We start from the raw sequence: 14,374 nt of genomic DNA on the forward strand, positions 1-14,374 counted from the left end.
GATGGCCCGGCACTACTACAGCTGCCCGCTGCGCTGGTCGGACATGGACGCCTTCGGGCATGTCAACAACGCGGTCTTCATCAGTTATCTGGAGGAGGCCCGCATCGACTTCATGTTCCGGCTGGCGCCGGGGGACGGCTCGCCGTCCTTCTCCGGCGGGTCCGTGGTGGCCCGGCACGAGATCGACTACAAACGGCCGTTGGTCCACCGGCACGAGCCGGTGATCATCGAATCGTGGGTGACGAAGATCAACGCCGCGTCGCTGACGATCGCGTACGAGATCAAGGACGAGGACGAGGGCCAGGTGTACGTACGGGCCTCGACGGTCGTGGTGCCGTACGACCTGGCGGCCGGGCGGCCCCGGCGGATCACCGAGGAGGAGAAGATGTATCTCCTGAAGTACCTCGACGACGAGGCCGAGAACAAGGACGCGCTCGCGGCATGACAGGGCCCGAGCGGACAGTGGAGTTCGCCGACGCGCGGGAGGCGGCCGATCTCGGCGCCTTCCTCGCCCGGCTGATCCACTACGACCGCGCCGCCGCGGTACGGCTCCAGGCCGGGGGCGGCGCGCTCGCCGTGTTCGGCCGGCCGGCGTCCTTCGAAGTGCTCGCCATCCGTACGGCCAGGCTCGCCGCGCCGTACGCGCTCGATGTCACCGTCTCCGCCGGGGAACTCCTCGAAGCGATCGACGAAACGGCGGGCGGCGCGGTCGTCCCGACGGCCGTCACCGGCCCGCCCTGGGCCGGGGTGCTGCCACCGCGCGGCGGCTGGCGGCAGGTGCCGGGACTGCCGGGCACGGACGCCATGCGCCGTGCGCTGACCGCCGCGGTCGCCGAATTCCGGTCCCGTGACGAGCGGTTGACGCCCGGTGACAGGACACGTGAGGAACGCGACCGGATCGGCCGGGAGATCTGGTCCCGGACCCTCGGCGACACACATCTGCCGCTGCGGGCCGTCCACGCGGCGCGGTCGCTGGGGTTCCTGCGGCCGGTCCGCGCCATGGTGCCGGCCGCCGCGCCCGTCGAGGAACACCCGGTGGCGCTGCTGGAGTCGGGCCGCTGGCTTCGGCTCCGCACGCCGTACGGCTCGATCGCGGTACGGCGCGCGGGGATCGGCGGCCTCACGGTCACCCCGGTCTGAACGGGACCGCGGGGATCGGGGAGACAAGGATCGGGGAGACAGGGATCCGGGGAGATAAGGGGACGGCGGAACCGGGGGAGAGGTCAGCCCGCGGTGTTCACCATCGAGGCGGCGGCGTAGGTGAGGTAGTCCCACAGCTGCCGCTGATGCGCCTCGGAGAGCCCCAGCTCCTCGACGGCCACCCGCATGTGCGTGAGCCAGGCGTCGTGCGCGGCACTGTCCACCGTGAACGGAGCGTGGCGCATCCGCAGCCGGGGGTGGCCGCGGTTGTCGCTGTAGGTGCGGGGACCGCCCCAGTACTGCATCAGGAAGAGCACGAGCCGTTCCTCGGCGGGGCCCAGATCCTCCTCGGGGTACATCGGCCGCAGCAGCGGATCCTCGGCCACCCCCTGGTAGAACCGGTGGACCAGGCGCCGGAAGGTTTCCTCGCCGCCGACCTGTTCGTAGAAGGTCTGCTCCTGAAGTGTGCCCCTCGGAATCTCGTTCACCTTTCCATGGTCTCAGACGGACCGGCGGAGGACCTCGGTCCTAGGACCGGTCCTCCATATGCCAGAACTGTCCGAATACCGGAACTATCCGAATATCCAGGACCTGTCCGATAGTGGCGCGCAGATGCCAAGGCCCACTCGCTTCCCGGCCGCTCACCCAGGACAGTGGAGAGATGGGCGCACACCGGGAGGACGTGTACGGGCCGGACGAGGCGGACGTCGACGCCGCACGCGCCGGGCTGATCCGGGAGATCGCGCCGACCGGAGCGCTCGACGACCCGGCCTGGCGGGCGGCGTTCGAGGCGGTACCGCGCCATCTCTTCGTGCCGTATTACTTCGTCGGCCGGCCCGGCGGATACGACCGGCTGTGGAGCGGAGACCCCGACCCGGCGCGGCGCCGGCGCTGGCTGCGCGGGGCGTACGCGGACGGGCCGCTCGCGACCCGGGTGCGCGACGGCGAGCTGATCTCCTCCAGCAGCCAGCCCTCGCTGATGGCCCGGATGCTGATGGAGCTGGACGTACGGGACGGGGACCGTGTCCTGGAGATCGGCGCGGGCAGCGGCTACAACGCGGCCCTCCTCTGTCACCGGCTGGGCGACGAACTCGTCACCACCGTCGATGTCGATCCGGAGATCACCGAGTCGGCCCGCAGTCATCTCGCCGCGGCCGGCTACCGGCCCGCCGTCATCACCGGCGACGGCGCGCGAGGCTGCCCGGAACGCGCTCCGTTCGACCGGATCATCGCGACCTGCACATTGCCATCGGTACCGACGGCCTGGCTGGCGCAGTGCCGGCCGGGGGCGCGGATCCTGGCGCCGCTCGCCACCGGGCTGATCAACCTTCTTGTCGGAAGCGGGACCCACGGAAGCGGCACCCACGGGAACGGCGCACATGCGAGTGGAGGAGGCCGCGGCGAAGGGGAGCGCGGCACCTGTGCGGAGGGTCACTTCCTGAACACCGCCGCCTATTTCGTACCGCTGCGCGGTGTGCCCGGGAGCACGGCCCTGGCACGCCGGCCCCTCGGCGGTCTGCCGAGGCGCGCGAGCGAGAACGAACTCTTCCGCTTCCTGCTGACCCTGACCGCGGGCAGCCTGGATCCGCACGAGGCGTTGTCCCTCTGGGAGCGCGAGCGCCGCCCGGAGCGGGAACGGTTCGGCGTCACCATCACCGGCGGCCGTCAGTGGGCGTGGCTGGACGACCCGGCGGGGCCGTACGTATGGCCCCTCAGCCCGGGTGGGGTCAGCCTCGACGGATCGTGATCGTCGTCCAGGCGCCGACATGCACCCGGTCGCCGTCCTTGAGCGGGACGGGGACATAGGGCTGTATCGGGTCCTCCGCGCCGTTGAGCGTGGTGCCGTTGGTGGAGTTCTGGTCGACCACGGCCCAGCTGCCGTCCGGCTGGTGGACCAGGACCGCGTGCTGGTGCGAGACGCCCGGGTCCTCCGGCGGGACGGACAGATCGATCTCCGGCGACTCACCGGTGGAGTGCCGGCGGCGGCCGATGGTGACCTGGTTCCCGGCCAGCGACAGATGCTGTTCGGGGGAGTACGCCGGCAGATTCAGCCCGGTGGCCTCGGGGCCGCTGCGCTGCATCATCGCCATGAAGTACTCACGGTCGGGGCCGATGACCGCCGTCCAGGTGGCAGGCGCCTGCTGGTACTGCCGCATCGGGTCGTGCTGCTGGGGTACCTGTGCCTGCGCGTGTGCCTGCGACTGCTGGTGTGACTGCTGGTGTGACTGCGGGGCCTGGGGCTGGGCCGGGGCCGACGCCCCCGAAGGCGGCGGCAGCATCCAGTCGTCGTCACCGGCCGGCCGCGCCGGCGAGGGCGACAGCGGGGCGGCGGACTGCTGCTGGAAGGCGGGCGGAGGCGGCGGTCCCTGCTGCTGGTACGGCGGCGGGGGCGGCGGCCCCTGCTGGTGCGGATGCTGTGGCGAGGGCGGAGAGGACAGAGGGGGCGGCGACGGCGGCTCGGGCGACAGCGGCTCGGCGGGCCGGTTCAGCTGCGAGGGCCGCGAGCTCTGGTACTCGTACGGATCCGGCGGTCGGGGCGGCTGCTGGGCCTGGAAGCCCGGCGGCAGGTTCAGCCCGGGCACAGGGCCACCGGGGCCCGGCTGCTGCGGAGCCAGCGGGGTGTACGACGTCGCCGTGTTCGTCAGGAAGTTCCAGCGGCACTCCTCGCAGAACGGAGCCATCGGCTCGCGTGGAGTGCGGCACTGCGGGCACAGCTCGGCCTGGGCGGTGGCGTCGGGTCCGGCCCCCGGCGGGTAGCCGTAGCCGGGCGCGGGCGGCGGCGGGGGAGGCGGCGGCGGCACGGCACCCGTGGGAGCGCCAGGTCCGGCCATGCGATGGCCGCAGACCTCGCACCAGTCGTCGGAACCCGACTGGTGTCCGTTCGGGCAGGTCGGCATGTCGGCGCTTCCCCCTCTCCTCGTCCGGCCCGCAGGCCGCTGTTCTCTGTGTCTCCGGGCCGCGGACTCTTCGTTACCCGGTTACTTCTTGACGCGAACGGTCTTGGTGGAGCGCGTTTCGAGGGTCATCTCGTCCGCGTCCGCGACCTTCGCCTTCAGTCGCACAGTACCTGTCGCCGCATCGACGACGTCCACCACCTTCGAAAGCAATTTCGCGGTATCGGCGTTCCCCGACGACGCGGCGAGCTGCACCGCGCGTCCCAGTTTCGCGGTCGCCCCGTCGAAATCGCCCGACTTGCGCGCATCCAGACCCTGTTGGATGACTTGCGCCAGTTCGGCTTGACCCGTGTAGTGAGCGACCTGGGGGTTTATCGAGGTGGAGGCCGCCATGTCATCCGTCCACACCGCCCGTACCAGCCCCTGCGACAGCACCTCGGGAGCCCCGCCGCCCGGCGCGGGAAGGATCAGCGAGACCCGCGCGGCCAGCATCTCCTGGCCGATGCCGGCCTCCGGAACCCGTACAGACACGTGGTAATCGCGCGATTCGTCACCCCAGGACCCGGTGGGGTAGTCCCCGGCCCGCGGTCCCGCCTCCGTGCGCCGGCCGGTCAGCTCCTCGACCGTGGGTGCCACCTGCTTGACGAAGGCGATCTCCACGCCGACGGGTGTCCACAGCCGCAGTGACACATCCGCGATCTCCTTGCCCATCGCGTTCTCCATCATGGTGGTGAAGTCCGCGGCCAGACCGGCCGGATCGGCGACGATATCGGCGGTCCCGAGCAGCGCGGAGGCGATGGCCGTGACCTCCTTCACCTCCCAGTCCGTGCCGACCCCGCGGGCGTCGCAGGTGAACCGGCCCGCGCAGGAGTCGAGGGCGGCCCTCAGATCCTCCGGCGCCTCATGCTCGTTACGGCCGTCGGTGAGCAGGATGCCGTGCCGGATGGGGACATCGGCGGTGGACAGCAGCCGGTCGGCCAGCCGCAGCCAGGTGCCGATGGCCGTACCGCCGCCCGCGCTCAGCCGGCGCAGCGCCTCCTTGGCCTGGGTTCTGGTCTGTCTGTCGGCGATCGCGAGTCTTCCGTTGCCGGGGAAGACCTCCTTCGCCACATGCGTACCGCCGACGATCGCGAAGGCGACGCCGTCGCGCAGCGTGTCGACGGCCGCGGCCGTGGCGTCACGCGCGTTGCGCATCTTCGTCGGCGGGTAGTCCATGGATCCCGAACAGTCGACCATGATCACCACGGCCGCGTTCGGGCTGTGCCCGGGAAGGGCGGAGGGCGTGGACGAGGCTCCCGCCAGTGGCACTCCACCGGTGGTGCCGCCTCCCGTGGAGGTGACCGTGACGATCGCGTTGACCTCGCGCCCGCCTTCCGGCAGGTATTCGTTCTGGTACACGTCGACGGAGAACCGCGGCACGTTCGACTTGGAGAAGTTCGCCATCTGTATCGGCTCCTTGGCGCTCCACACAGCAGAGACAAGTCAGTGAAAGGTCCAGTAAAAGGTGCAGTGAGAGGTCTTCAATTGATCAGCGATCGGTCAGTTCAGGGGCATGCGTGATCGAGGGCGGGCAGAGCGGGACTCACGCCGAGCTGTAGGCGGATCCTGCCCCTTGCGGTGGCAGGGCGAACGGCAGCACCGCCACTGTTACGTTGTCGTGGCCCCCACCGTCGAGCGCGTGTCCGACCAGCACCTGGGCGGCGTGCAGCGGCCGTCGCGCCGCGTCGGCCGGCAGGGCCCTGGCCATCTCGTCCGCGCCCTCCGCGTAGTTCCACAGACCGTCCGTGCAGACCACCACCACACCGGGGCGGTCCGGCTTGAACGAGGCGGTGTGCGGCTCCAGTTCGTACGCGTCGGCGCCGAGCCAGCCGGTGATGGCGTGGGCGCGGGCGTCCGCGTACGCCTCCGTCTCGTTCATCAGCCCCGCCGCGACCATCTGCGCGGCCCAGGAGTCGTCCTCGGTGAGCCGGGCCGGCGGGCCGCCGCGGTCGTCGGGGATCCAGTAGGCCCGGCTGTCGCCGATCCAGCCGACGACCAGCAGGCCGCTCGCGACCACCGCGCCGACGATGGTGCACGCGGGGGCGTTCTGGTGGCGGTGCGGGTCGTGCTCCATCCCGCCGCCCGGGGCCGTGGCCAGGGCGTTGACCGCCTCGGCCGCGACCACGATCGCCTCGTGCATCGACTGCTGCGGATGCGTACCGCGCTCCAGCGCGGCCAGCAGGGACTCGTTCGCCGCCGCGGCCGCCGCGGCCGAGGCCTCGTCGGGGCGGGTCGCGGACGACACACCGTCGCAGACGACCGCGACCACGGCGGGGGAGCCGTCCGGCAGAGCGGCGGATGACACGGCGAACGCGTCCTCGTTGCGGTGATGCCGCAGCCCGCGGTCGCTGACGGCCGCCACCGCGCCCAACTCCTGCTCCACATGGTCACGTTCGCGTGGCTGGGCATGGCCGCAGTTCTCGCAGTAGCCGTCCGTGTCGACCCGGCCGGCCCGGCAGGCGACACAGAGCTTGCCGCCGGCCGGGAGGGCCGCGCCGGGGTCCGCGGTGCGCGGATCGGTGGCGGTGGCAGAGGCGGTGGCGGTGGCGTCCCGGTTCGTGCTCTCCGGGACGGCGCTCCCCGGGACGGCGCTCTCGGGACCGGCGCTCTCCTGGCCCGTGTTCTCCTGGGTCGCGTAGTCGCGCGCCGAGCTGTCCCGGACCATGGCGCCGGGCGCGCCGGGCGCGGGCAGCTCGAAGTCACCTGGATGGGCGGGCAGTCGCGATCCGCTCGACTCCAGCCCCAGCAACTCCTCCGGCAGCTGCGGCGGCGCCGGTGTACCCGAGCTGTCGGTCCCCGAGACCGTGGGCCACTCCACACCGGCCACCGGACCGTCGCTCGCGCGGGCATCGGGGGCGCGGGCATCGGGGGCCGTCGATCCCAGGCCGTTCATGACAAGGGTCGGTCTGTCGTCAGGGCGCGGTGGCACGACCGACAGGTCGTAACCGCACGCGCCGCAGAACAGGTCGCCGGACTCCAGCGGCTCCTCGCAGCTGGGGCAGGTCGGCAGCTGCGCCGACTTGGGCTTCTGGGACATCAATCACACCCACGTCCGGGGGCGGAAACGGTTGGCCCGTTCCACCAGTTCGATCCTTTCCTCGCCGCGCTGAGCGAGCCGGGCGAGCACCCGGAACGAGCGTTCCAGGCCGAAACGCAGCCCACGCTCGTCCAGTTCACTGCCGAGCAGCACGGCCCGCACCGGACGGGAGCCGGGACTACCGGAGAGTACCCAGTCCAGGGCCGTCCCCAGTACCTCCGTCGACAACTGCTCGCGCCGTACCGCGTCCAGACCGAACTGCTGGAGCGCGGAGACCTGATGGGCCGCCGCCATGAGATCGTCGATCAGCGGGCGCTCCTGGCCGGGACCGGCGGTGGCCGTCGGCGCCCCACGCCGGCGCAGTCTGGCCCGTACGGCCGCGACCCGCGCCGCCGTGTAGTGGATCGACGCCTCGGGCACGGACTCCAGGGACCGTACGGCGCCGACCCGGTCACCGGAGGCCAGCTGCACCCGGGCGAGACCGAACGCCGCGCTGACATAGCTCGGATCGGTCGTCCAGACGAGGCGGTAGTACTCGGCCGCGTTGTCCAGCTGGCCGAGCACTTCGGCGCAGACGCCCAGCGCCAGCTTCGGGGCCGGCTCGCCGGGGAACGCGTCGTATATCGCGTCGAAGGAGAGCGCCGCGGTCTCGTGGTCGCCGGTGGCGAGCGAGGCGACGCCCCGGTACCAGACGACCCGCCAGTCGTCCGGACGCTGCTCCTCCAGGGTGGCCAACGACTCGGCGGCCGTGGCCAGTTCACCCATTTCCAGCCGGGCGCGCAGCTCGCGCAGTCCTCGTTCGAGGGAGTCGGCGGGGGCGGCGGCCAGCGCGGTGATCAGCTCGGCGGGGGCCGAGGCCAGCAGCCCGGCGAGGAATCCGGCGTTCGGATCGTTCGGATCGACTCTCGGTACGGGCAGGGCCAGCGCGACCGCGCGGGTGTCGAGCGGCGCGAGCCGCACCATGCCCGAGCCCGAGCCCGAGCCCGAGCCCGAGCCCGAGCCCGAGCCCATGCCCGAGCCCGTGGCGCCCGCGGCACCTGCCATGCCCGCCGCGGGCGCGCCGGGGGCCACCGCGCCGGGGGCCACCGCGCCCGGGGCCGCCTCGGCGCGGGGCGCCGGCAGATACGGCGGGGCCGCCGGGGCGAGTCCACCGGCTCCGGGAACACCGGGCCGCGCGCCCGGCGCGGGCAGGGCGACCGCACCGGCCCCGGCCCCGGTCCCCGGCGGCAGGACCGGCGCGGCTCCCGTACCGTCGCCGCCCGTGAGAGCCGGGCCCGGGCCCGCCGCTCGGGCGCGCCGCCCGAACAGGCCGCCGCCCCGCGCCGGTTCGGGACGCGCCCCCAGCCGTGAGACCTCCTCGGTCAGCTCCGCGAACAACTCCGTGTCCGTCACCCGCAGCTCGGGACCGAACAGGGTGGACAGCGAAGGACGCGGACGCCCCGTCTGGAGGGCCACCACCTCCCGCAGCACGCCCGTCAGCTGCTCCGCCATCTCCCGCGCCGACGAGAAGCGCCGCGCCGGGTCCGGGTCCGTCGCCCGCACCAGCAGCCGGTAGAAGGACTCGTACGTCCGGAAGACCTCGATGTTGTCCGGGTCGGGGAGCGAGTCCACGAACACGTTCGTGTAGCCCTGGAAGTCGAAGGTCAGCACCGCCAGGGTGCGGGCGACCGTGTACAGGTCGGAGGCCACCGACGGGCCGACCTCCGCGACCTCGGGCGCCTGGTAGCCGACGGTGCCGTAGATCGCCGACTCGTGGTCGTCCATCCTGCGGACCGCGCCCATGTCGATGAGCTTGAGCTGATCCTCGGTCTGGATCGCGTTGTCGACCTTGAAGTCGCAGTAGAGCAGATTGCGGCTGTGCAGATGGCCGAGCGCTTCCAGCGCCTCGATGCCGTACGCGCACGCCTGCTCCACGGGCAGCGGATCGCGCCTGCCCGCGGCGGTGCGGCGCTCGTTGGCGATCTCCTTCAGCGACTTGCCGCCCACGTACTCCATGACGATGTAGCCGTCCATGGAGCCGGTCCGCTGATCGAGATGTTCCACGAAGTTGTAGATACGGACGATGTTGGAGTGCTCGATCTCCGCGAGGAAGCGGCGCTCGGAGATCGCCGCCTCCATGGCGTCCTGGTCACCGGTGTCCAGCAGGCCCTTGAGTACCACCCAGCGGTCCGAGACCGCCCGGTCGATGGCGAGATAGACCCAGCCCAGACCGCCGTGGGCCAGACACCCCACCACCTCGTACTGGCCGTGCACGATATTGCCCTCGTGCAGCTTCGGCACGAACGAGTACGGGTGCCCGCACTTCGTGCAGAACCCTTCCGTCCGCCCCGGCCGGTCCCCCCGCGCGCGGCCCACCGGCGCACCGCAGTCCGAGCGCGAACAGAACCGCTTGCGCTCGGGCACTTCCGGGCGCTCCATCACCGCGGAGCGCGGGTCCGGGCGCGGTACGTCCGGTACGGAGACAAGGCCCGCGCCGAGGCGGTTACGGCCCGAGGCGGCCGTGGACGAGCCGGAGCTGCGTACCGACACCGACTGGGTCGACAGCCGCCCGGACAGGGTGCGTGAGAGCCGGCCGGAGACCGAGCGCCGGGACGTGGAGGACCGTGAGGAGCTGTGCGAGGAGGTCCGTGCGGAGGCGCCGGACGACGAGCGCGAGGACGCGCCACGCCCGGAGCCGCTGCTCCGTCCGCCGACCGTGATCCCGGTGGGCGGCGAGGACAGCGACCCGTTGGGCGAGACGACGGGCGCCAGACCGCAGGTGTCGCAGTACAGCTCACCGCCGCCCATGTCCTCGTACGAACCCTCGCAGCCGGGGCGCTGGCATGCCTTCGTCCCGCTCATCTGTCCCCCCGTCGGCCCGCCGACATCTCTGTCGCGTCTCGCTCCGTCGTCCGTCTCCCGGCCGTCCGTCCTCCGGCCGTGCCTCCCGCTACCGCGCACCGCGCCGTCATGTGTCCCTCCCGCGGTCGGCGGTGCCTGGCCCGCGGGGGACCAGCACATCCGCCGCCGCCCGCTGATAGCGCAGCACCGCCTCCTCCGCCACGCGCAGATCGCAGGGCGCGCTCCACAGCATCCGGCGCGCCGCGTCGTACCGCTCGATCAGGACCGGGTCCTCGGCCAGTCCGTGCCGGGCGACCTTCGCCTTGTACGCGTCCAGCCGGCCGCGCAGCTCCGCGCGGACCGCCAGCGGCGCCGTGACCGCGGTCAACGACTCGCGGGCCCGCAGCAGTTCGTCCTCGGCGTCCCGCTCCAGCGACTCCAGGAGCGGTGAGAGCCGGTGCCACTGGGCGTGTCTGCGGTACTCGGCGGCGGTCGAGAGCCGTTCCTGAAGGGCCGTCGGCGGACCGCTCACCGCGGGCACCTCGGAGGCGGCGATCTTCGCCAGCACCTCGCCGCGCGCCGACCGGGCCTCGGTGAGCGTACGGTCCGCGCGCGACAGCACGTCCCGCAGCCGCAGCAGCCGCTCCTCGGAGTCCTGGCGCACCCGCAGGACCGCCTCGATCTCCCGCCGTACGTCCTCCAGCGCGCGGGCCGCCCGGTCGTAGCGCTCGGTGTCGGGACGGCCGCCGCCCGGCGCCGAACTGCCGGGCGCGGGCCGCCAGAACGCCAGCGGATCGGAGACGACCTGGTCGCGCAGCAGGCTCAGTTCCTGAGTGATCGACTCCAGGTCGTCACCGGCCGGATGTTCGCCGGGCCGTACGCCCACGGAGTGCGCCAGCGAGCGGGTGCGCCGCAGTTCCGCGGCGAGCAGATCGATGCGCGCGGGCAGCGCGGACCACACCGAGTCCGCGGCCACGACCATGTCCAGGGACGACGCGTACAGCTCGTTCATCCTGGCCACCAGCTCCGCGAGCGTGAAGCGCTCGGAGAGCTTCGCCGGGCCCGTGAGCGACGCGGGCCGCTGTCCGGCCGCGTCCGCGACCACGACACCGCGGCCGCGCAGCGTCTCCGTCAGCTCCAGCAGATCGTCGCGGTTGGGCCAGCGCCGTCTGGCGCGCGCCTCACGCGCTCCGTTCAGCGCGGCGGTATAGCTGTCGAAGTACGTCCAGAGCAGGGTGATCGACAGCTCGGCGCTGGCCCAGCGGTCCTTGGTGACGCCGGTCAGCTCGGCGCCTTCGAGAAGTCTGCGGCCCGCGTGGTCCTGGAGGGCGAGCAGCGAGGTCTCGACCGCCTCGTACTCCGCTTCGAGGCGTGACAGGGCGCGGTCCACCTCGTCCCGGTCCATCACCGGTCCCGGTGGCCTCCCCGTCGAGTCGGGGAAGGAACCCGTGACGCCCATCGCTCACCTCTCCGCTCGTCTCTTCAGCCCTGCCGGTACGCGGGCCGGCAGGCGCACCGCGTGTGCGCCGCTTGCCGGCGATCAGTCCGCGCCCTGGTCCTGGCCCCAGCTGGTCTTTGCCGCGTGTCCTTGGCCGTCCAGTCCTTGGCCGTCCAGTCCTTGACGGTCCAGTCCTTGGCGTCCCAGTCCTGGTCCTTGGCCGCCTAGTCCCTGTACAGGGCCGTGGGCGGCTTCGTGATGCCCGGCAGTCCCGCCGCCAGCCATAGCTTGTACGACTTCATCCAGGGGCTGTTGGGTCCGCCCGCGCGGTACTCCTCCAGCACGTGGTTCACCCGGCGCACCAGGTCGTCGTTGCCACGCTTGACGGCGACACCGTAGTACTCCGGCTTGAGCGGCTTCCCGCGCAGCTCGACCGCCGGGTCCTGGGCCGCCTGCCCGGCCGCGAGGGCGTTGTCCGTCATCAGCGCGTCGACCTCGTCCAACTGGAGCCGGACCAGGCAGTCGAGCTGGTTGGGCACCGTCAACTGGTCCTTGTCCGAAGGCTTCCCCTCATTCTCGTCCTCGAATATCGCGCCGAACGATTCACTCTTCAGTGTCTCGTTCGCGATCGAACCCTCGGCCGTGCAGACCCGCTTCCCGGCCAGCGACTCGTCGTACCCCTTGATGGTCGACCCCTTGGGGACCAGTATCTGCTGGCCCGTCTGGAAGTAGGCGGTGGAGAAGGAGACGTCCTTGAGCCGGTCGCAGGTGATCGTCATCGTCCGGACGACCAGGTCCACCGTGCCACTCTTCAGCGCCTCGGTGCGCTGGTTGGTGGGGATGGTACGGAAGACGATGGCGTCCGGACTGCCCAGTATGTCCGCCGCTATGGCCTTCGCGAGATCGATGTCGAAGCCCTCCAGATCGCCGGTGTCCGGGTTGCGGGCGCCCCAGCGGTAGCTGTTCTGGTCGACTCCGACGATCAGCTTCCGGTCATCACCCTTACGGTCTCTGATCGCCTTGACGCCGGGGGCGTTGTCGTCGTTGACGGGCCGGAGACTGGCCTCCGGGGACGGGCAGTCGTCGGCCTTCGCGGGCAGGGCCGTGGCGATGCGCTCCTCGAAGCGTTCCGATCCCTCCGAGGTCGTATGGGCCAGTGGCAGCAGGGTGACCACGGCCGTCAGCACACAGGCGCCCGCCATGGCCGAGACGCCGCCCCAGCCACGGAGCCCGCGGAACGGGCCGGGTCCGCGGAACCGGCGCGGCCTGTCCGTCGAGGTCATCCCTTCCCCTCTCACCGGTACTCCGAAAGCCTGCGGCCGATCCCCAGGATCGCGCCCACCGCGGCCATCAGTGCCAGTGCGCCGGCCCCGATCGCCAGACCGTTCAGCGCGCCGAGACCGTCCGAGGCATAGGTGTCGAACTCCTTCTGCTCCAGCTCGATCGCCAGCTTCAGCGACGCGTCGACCTGGCGGAAGAACTCGCCGGTGGAGTTCTTCGTCCCGATCACTTTCGCCAGCGCGGTCTTGTAGTCACCGGTCTTGTCGGCCGCGCTGGCCTGGGCGTGGAGCCCGCGCCATTCGGAGACCGAGGCGATCGCGTCGGTCACGGGCGTACGGCCGTCGTCGTTGTCGGCGAGCCCCTTGGCCCTGCTGAGCGCGGCGCTGAGCTCGTCCATGCCCGTGTTGTAGTCCGTCTCGTACTTGTCCTTGTTGTCCTCGTTGAGGACGGCGCCCCTCGCGACCAGGGTGAGGTTCTCATTCGCACGGGCCTTGAGCGAATTGATCCGCGCGTCGTTGAGGACCTTGAGCGACGCCTGGCCGTGCCGCTGCGCGTTGTCCAGCTCCGAGCGGGCGACGGTCTGCGCGGCGGCCAGCCAGAGCAGCAGGACCGTGGAGGCGGCGGTGGCCGCGAGCAGGCCGTGGTTGAACACCCGGTTCGTCCGCAGGTAGTTGCGCCGCTGCGCCCAGAAGAGACCGCCGAACGCCAGCGCACCCAGCGCCGTCGAGACGTACGGCCACAGCCGCGCGTCGTCGTTGTCCGTCACGAGCCGGTCCGTCTCCGCCGCGTACAGCTTCTCGGCGGCGGGCAGCAGTTCGTTGGTCATCAGCTGGTTCGCGTACCGCAGATAGGCGCCGCCCAGCGGCAGCCCCTGCCGGTTGTAGGCGCGGGCCTGCTCGATCAGCCCCGTGTAGCGGGGAAGTCCCTCGTTGAGCGTGGCGATCTGACGGCCCGACTCGCTGGCGCCATCCGTATGGGTGGCGGCCGTGATCAGCAGCCCGGACGCCGTCGCGATGTCCGTACTGTACGTTTTCCGCACATCCGCCGGCTCCGGCGCGCCCGCCAGGAAGCCGCTCGCCGCGGCCGTGTCGGCGTCGGCCAGCGAGCGGTAGATGTCCGCCGCGTCCACGCTCAGCGGCTGACTGCGGTTCACCACGTCATCGGCGGCGGTGAACCGGTCCGATGCCTCCCAGGCCGTCACCGCCCCGAACGCCACGACCAGCAGGGCCAGGGCCGCGCCGATGATCCGCAGCCGGCCGGGCTCGGTCGTCGCCGCCGCGCGCAGCCGCTCCGAGGTCTCGGCCCACGCCGCCCGGCGCACGGGCGCCGCACCGGCCGGCGGAGCCGACGGCGGCAGTGGCACCGGCGGCTGCGCGGGCGCGTGCTGCGGAGCCGATGGTGGCGCGGGGCGCACATTCGGCGGGTTTGTCACGTGACCTCCCCCTCGGTCATGGACGACGGCGGCCCGCCCCCTGCGGGTCGGAGGACAACTCCAGGTCAGCAGTATGGCCGCAGGCACTGACAACTACACCAGGGTTGACTGGATCTTGTCCTTCTCGCGCCGGTCGCGGCCGGTCGATCTCCCCACCATCTCCCCCTCATGAATACGCCGGAGCCCCGTGAGCGGTTCGGCGAATTCGAGGGGTCGTTGCAACACCGTGGTCGGTTGATCAGGCCGCGAGCAGTTTAGACAGGCGCTCGGCTGGGGTTTCCCAGCCGAGCGTT

At 71.8% G+C, this 14,374-nt stretch carries 12 protein-coding genes; 3 read left to right on the forward strand and 9 right to left on the reverse strand.

Going from position 1 to position 14,374, the window contains the following annotated elements:
• Position 1: 1 nt before the first annotated feature.
• Together ACFRMN_RS37285 and ACFRMN_RS37290 are read left to right on the forward strand one after the other, a co-directional pair.
• The gene (locus ACFRMN_RS37285) at positions 2 to 445 is read left to right on the forward strand and encodes an acyl-CoA thioesterase (RefSeq protein ID WP_383028633.1); all 444 of its coding nucleotides are present in this window, start codon (positions 2 to 4) and stop codon (positions 443 to 445) included.
• A complete protein-coding gene (locus ACFRMN_RS37290) occupies positions 442 to 1,140 on the forward strand; it encodes a hypothetical protein (RefSeq protein ID WP_383028636.1) in 699 nt (232 codons plus the stop codon). Before ACFRMN_RS37285 ends, ACFRMN_RS37290 begins: the two co-directional genes overlap by 4 nt.
• Positions 1,141 to 1,223: 83 nt before the next feature.
• Here the strand turns inward: ACFRMN_RS37290 and ACFRMN_RS37295 are convergent, their stop codons facing one another.
• The gene (locus ACFRMN_RS37295; protein ID WP_383028639.1) at positions 1,224 to 1,628 is read right to left on the reverse strand and encodes a globin; all 405 of its coding nucleotides are present in this window, start codon (positions 1,626 to 1,628) and stop codon (positions 1,224 to 1,226) included.
• A gap of 173 nt (positions 1,629 to 1,801) precedes the next feature.
• On the opposite strand from ACFRMN_RS37295, the gene ACFRMN_RS37300 reads away from it, so the two are divergent.
• Entirely contained in the window at positions 1,802 to 2,887 is a 1,086-nt protein-coding gene (locus ACFRMN_RS37300; protein ID WP_383028641.1) for a methyltransferase domain-containing protein, read from the forward strand.
• On the opposite strand, the gene ACFRMN_RS37305 is transcribed toward ACFRMN_RS37300, so the two are convergent.
• From ACFRMN_RS37305 to ACFRMN_RS37340, 8 genes are all read right to left on the reverse strand, one after another.
• Positions 2,868 to 4,037, reverse strand: a complete 1,170-nt coding sequence (locus ACFRMN_RS37305) for an FHA domain-containing protein (protein ID WP_383028644.1) — start codon at positions 4,035 to 4,037, stop codon at positions 2,868 to 2,870. The genes ACFRMN_RS37300 and ACFRMN_RS37305 overlap by 20 nt on opposite strands.
• Positions 4,038 to 4,118: 81 nt before the next feature.
• Complete coding sequence (locus ACFRMN_RS37310; protein ID WP_383028647.1) at positions 4,119 to 5,477, reverse strand: VWA domain-containing protein; 1,359 nt, start codon at positions 5,475 to 5,477, stop codon at positions 4,119 to 4,121.
• Positions 5,478 to 5,616: 139 nt separating this feature from the next.
• Positions 5,617 to 7,110 (reverse strand): PP2C family serine/threonine-protein phosphatase, encoded by a 1,494-nt coding sequence (locus tag ACFRMN_RS37315; protein ID WP_383028650.1) that lies wholly within the window; start codon positions 7,108 to 7,110, stop codon positions 5,617 to 5,619.
• A gap of 3 nt (positions 7,111 to 7,113) precedes the next feature.
• Complete coding sequence (locus ACFRMN_RS37320) at positions 7,114 to 9,951, reverse strand: tetratricopeptide repeat protein (protein WP_383028653.1); 2,838 nt, start codon at positions 9,949 to 9,951, stop codon at positions 7,114 to 7,116.
• 106 nt (positions 9,952 to 10,057) lie between these two features.
• Complete coding sequence (locus ACFRMN_RS37325; protein ID WP_383028655.1) at positions 10,058 to 11,389, reverse strand: hypothetical protein; 1,332 nt, start codon at positions 11,387 to 11,389, stop codon at positions 10,058 to 10,060.
• Positions 11,390 to 11,592: 203 nt separating this feature from the next.
• On the reverse strand, positions 11,593 to 12,651 hold the full coding sequence (locus ACFRMN_RS37330; protein ID WP_383028657.1) for a glutamate ABC transporter substrate-binding protein: 1,059 nt from the start codon (positions 12,649 to 12,651) through the stop codon (positions 11,593 to 11,595).
• Positions 12,652 to 12,662: 11 nt separating this feature from the next.
• Complete coding sequence (locus ACFRMN_RS37335; RefSeq protein ID WP_383028660.1) at positions 12,663 to 14,081, reverse strand: hypothetical protein; 1,419 nt, start codon at positions 14,079 to 14,081, stop codon at positions 12,663 to 12,665.
• 93 nt (positions 14,082 to 14,174) lie between these two features.
• On the reverse strand, positions 14,175 to 14,374 hold a 200-nt coding region (locus ACFRMN_RS37340), incomplete at its 5' end, for a hypothetical protein (protein ID WP_383028662.1).

This window comes from Streptomyces sp. NPDC056835 (assembly GCF_042789485.1).
In the GTDB taxonomy this organism is placed as follows: Bacteria; Actinomycetota; Actinomycetes; order Streptomycetales; family Streptomycetaceae; genus Streptomyces.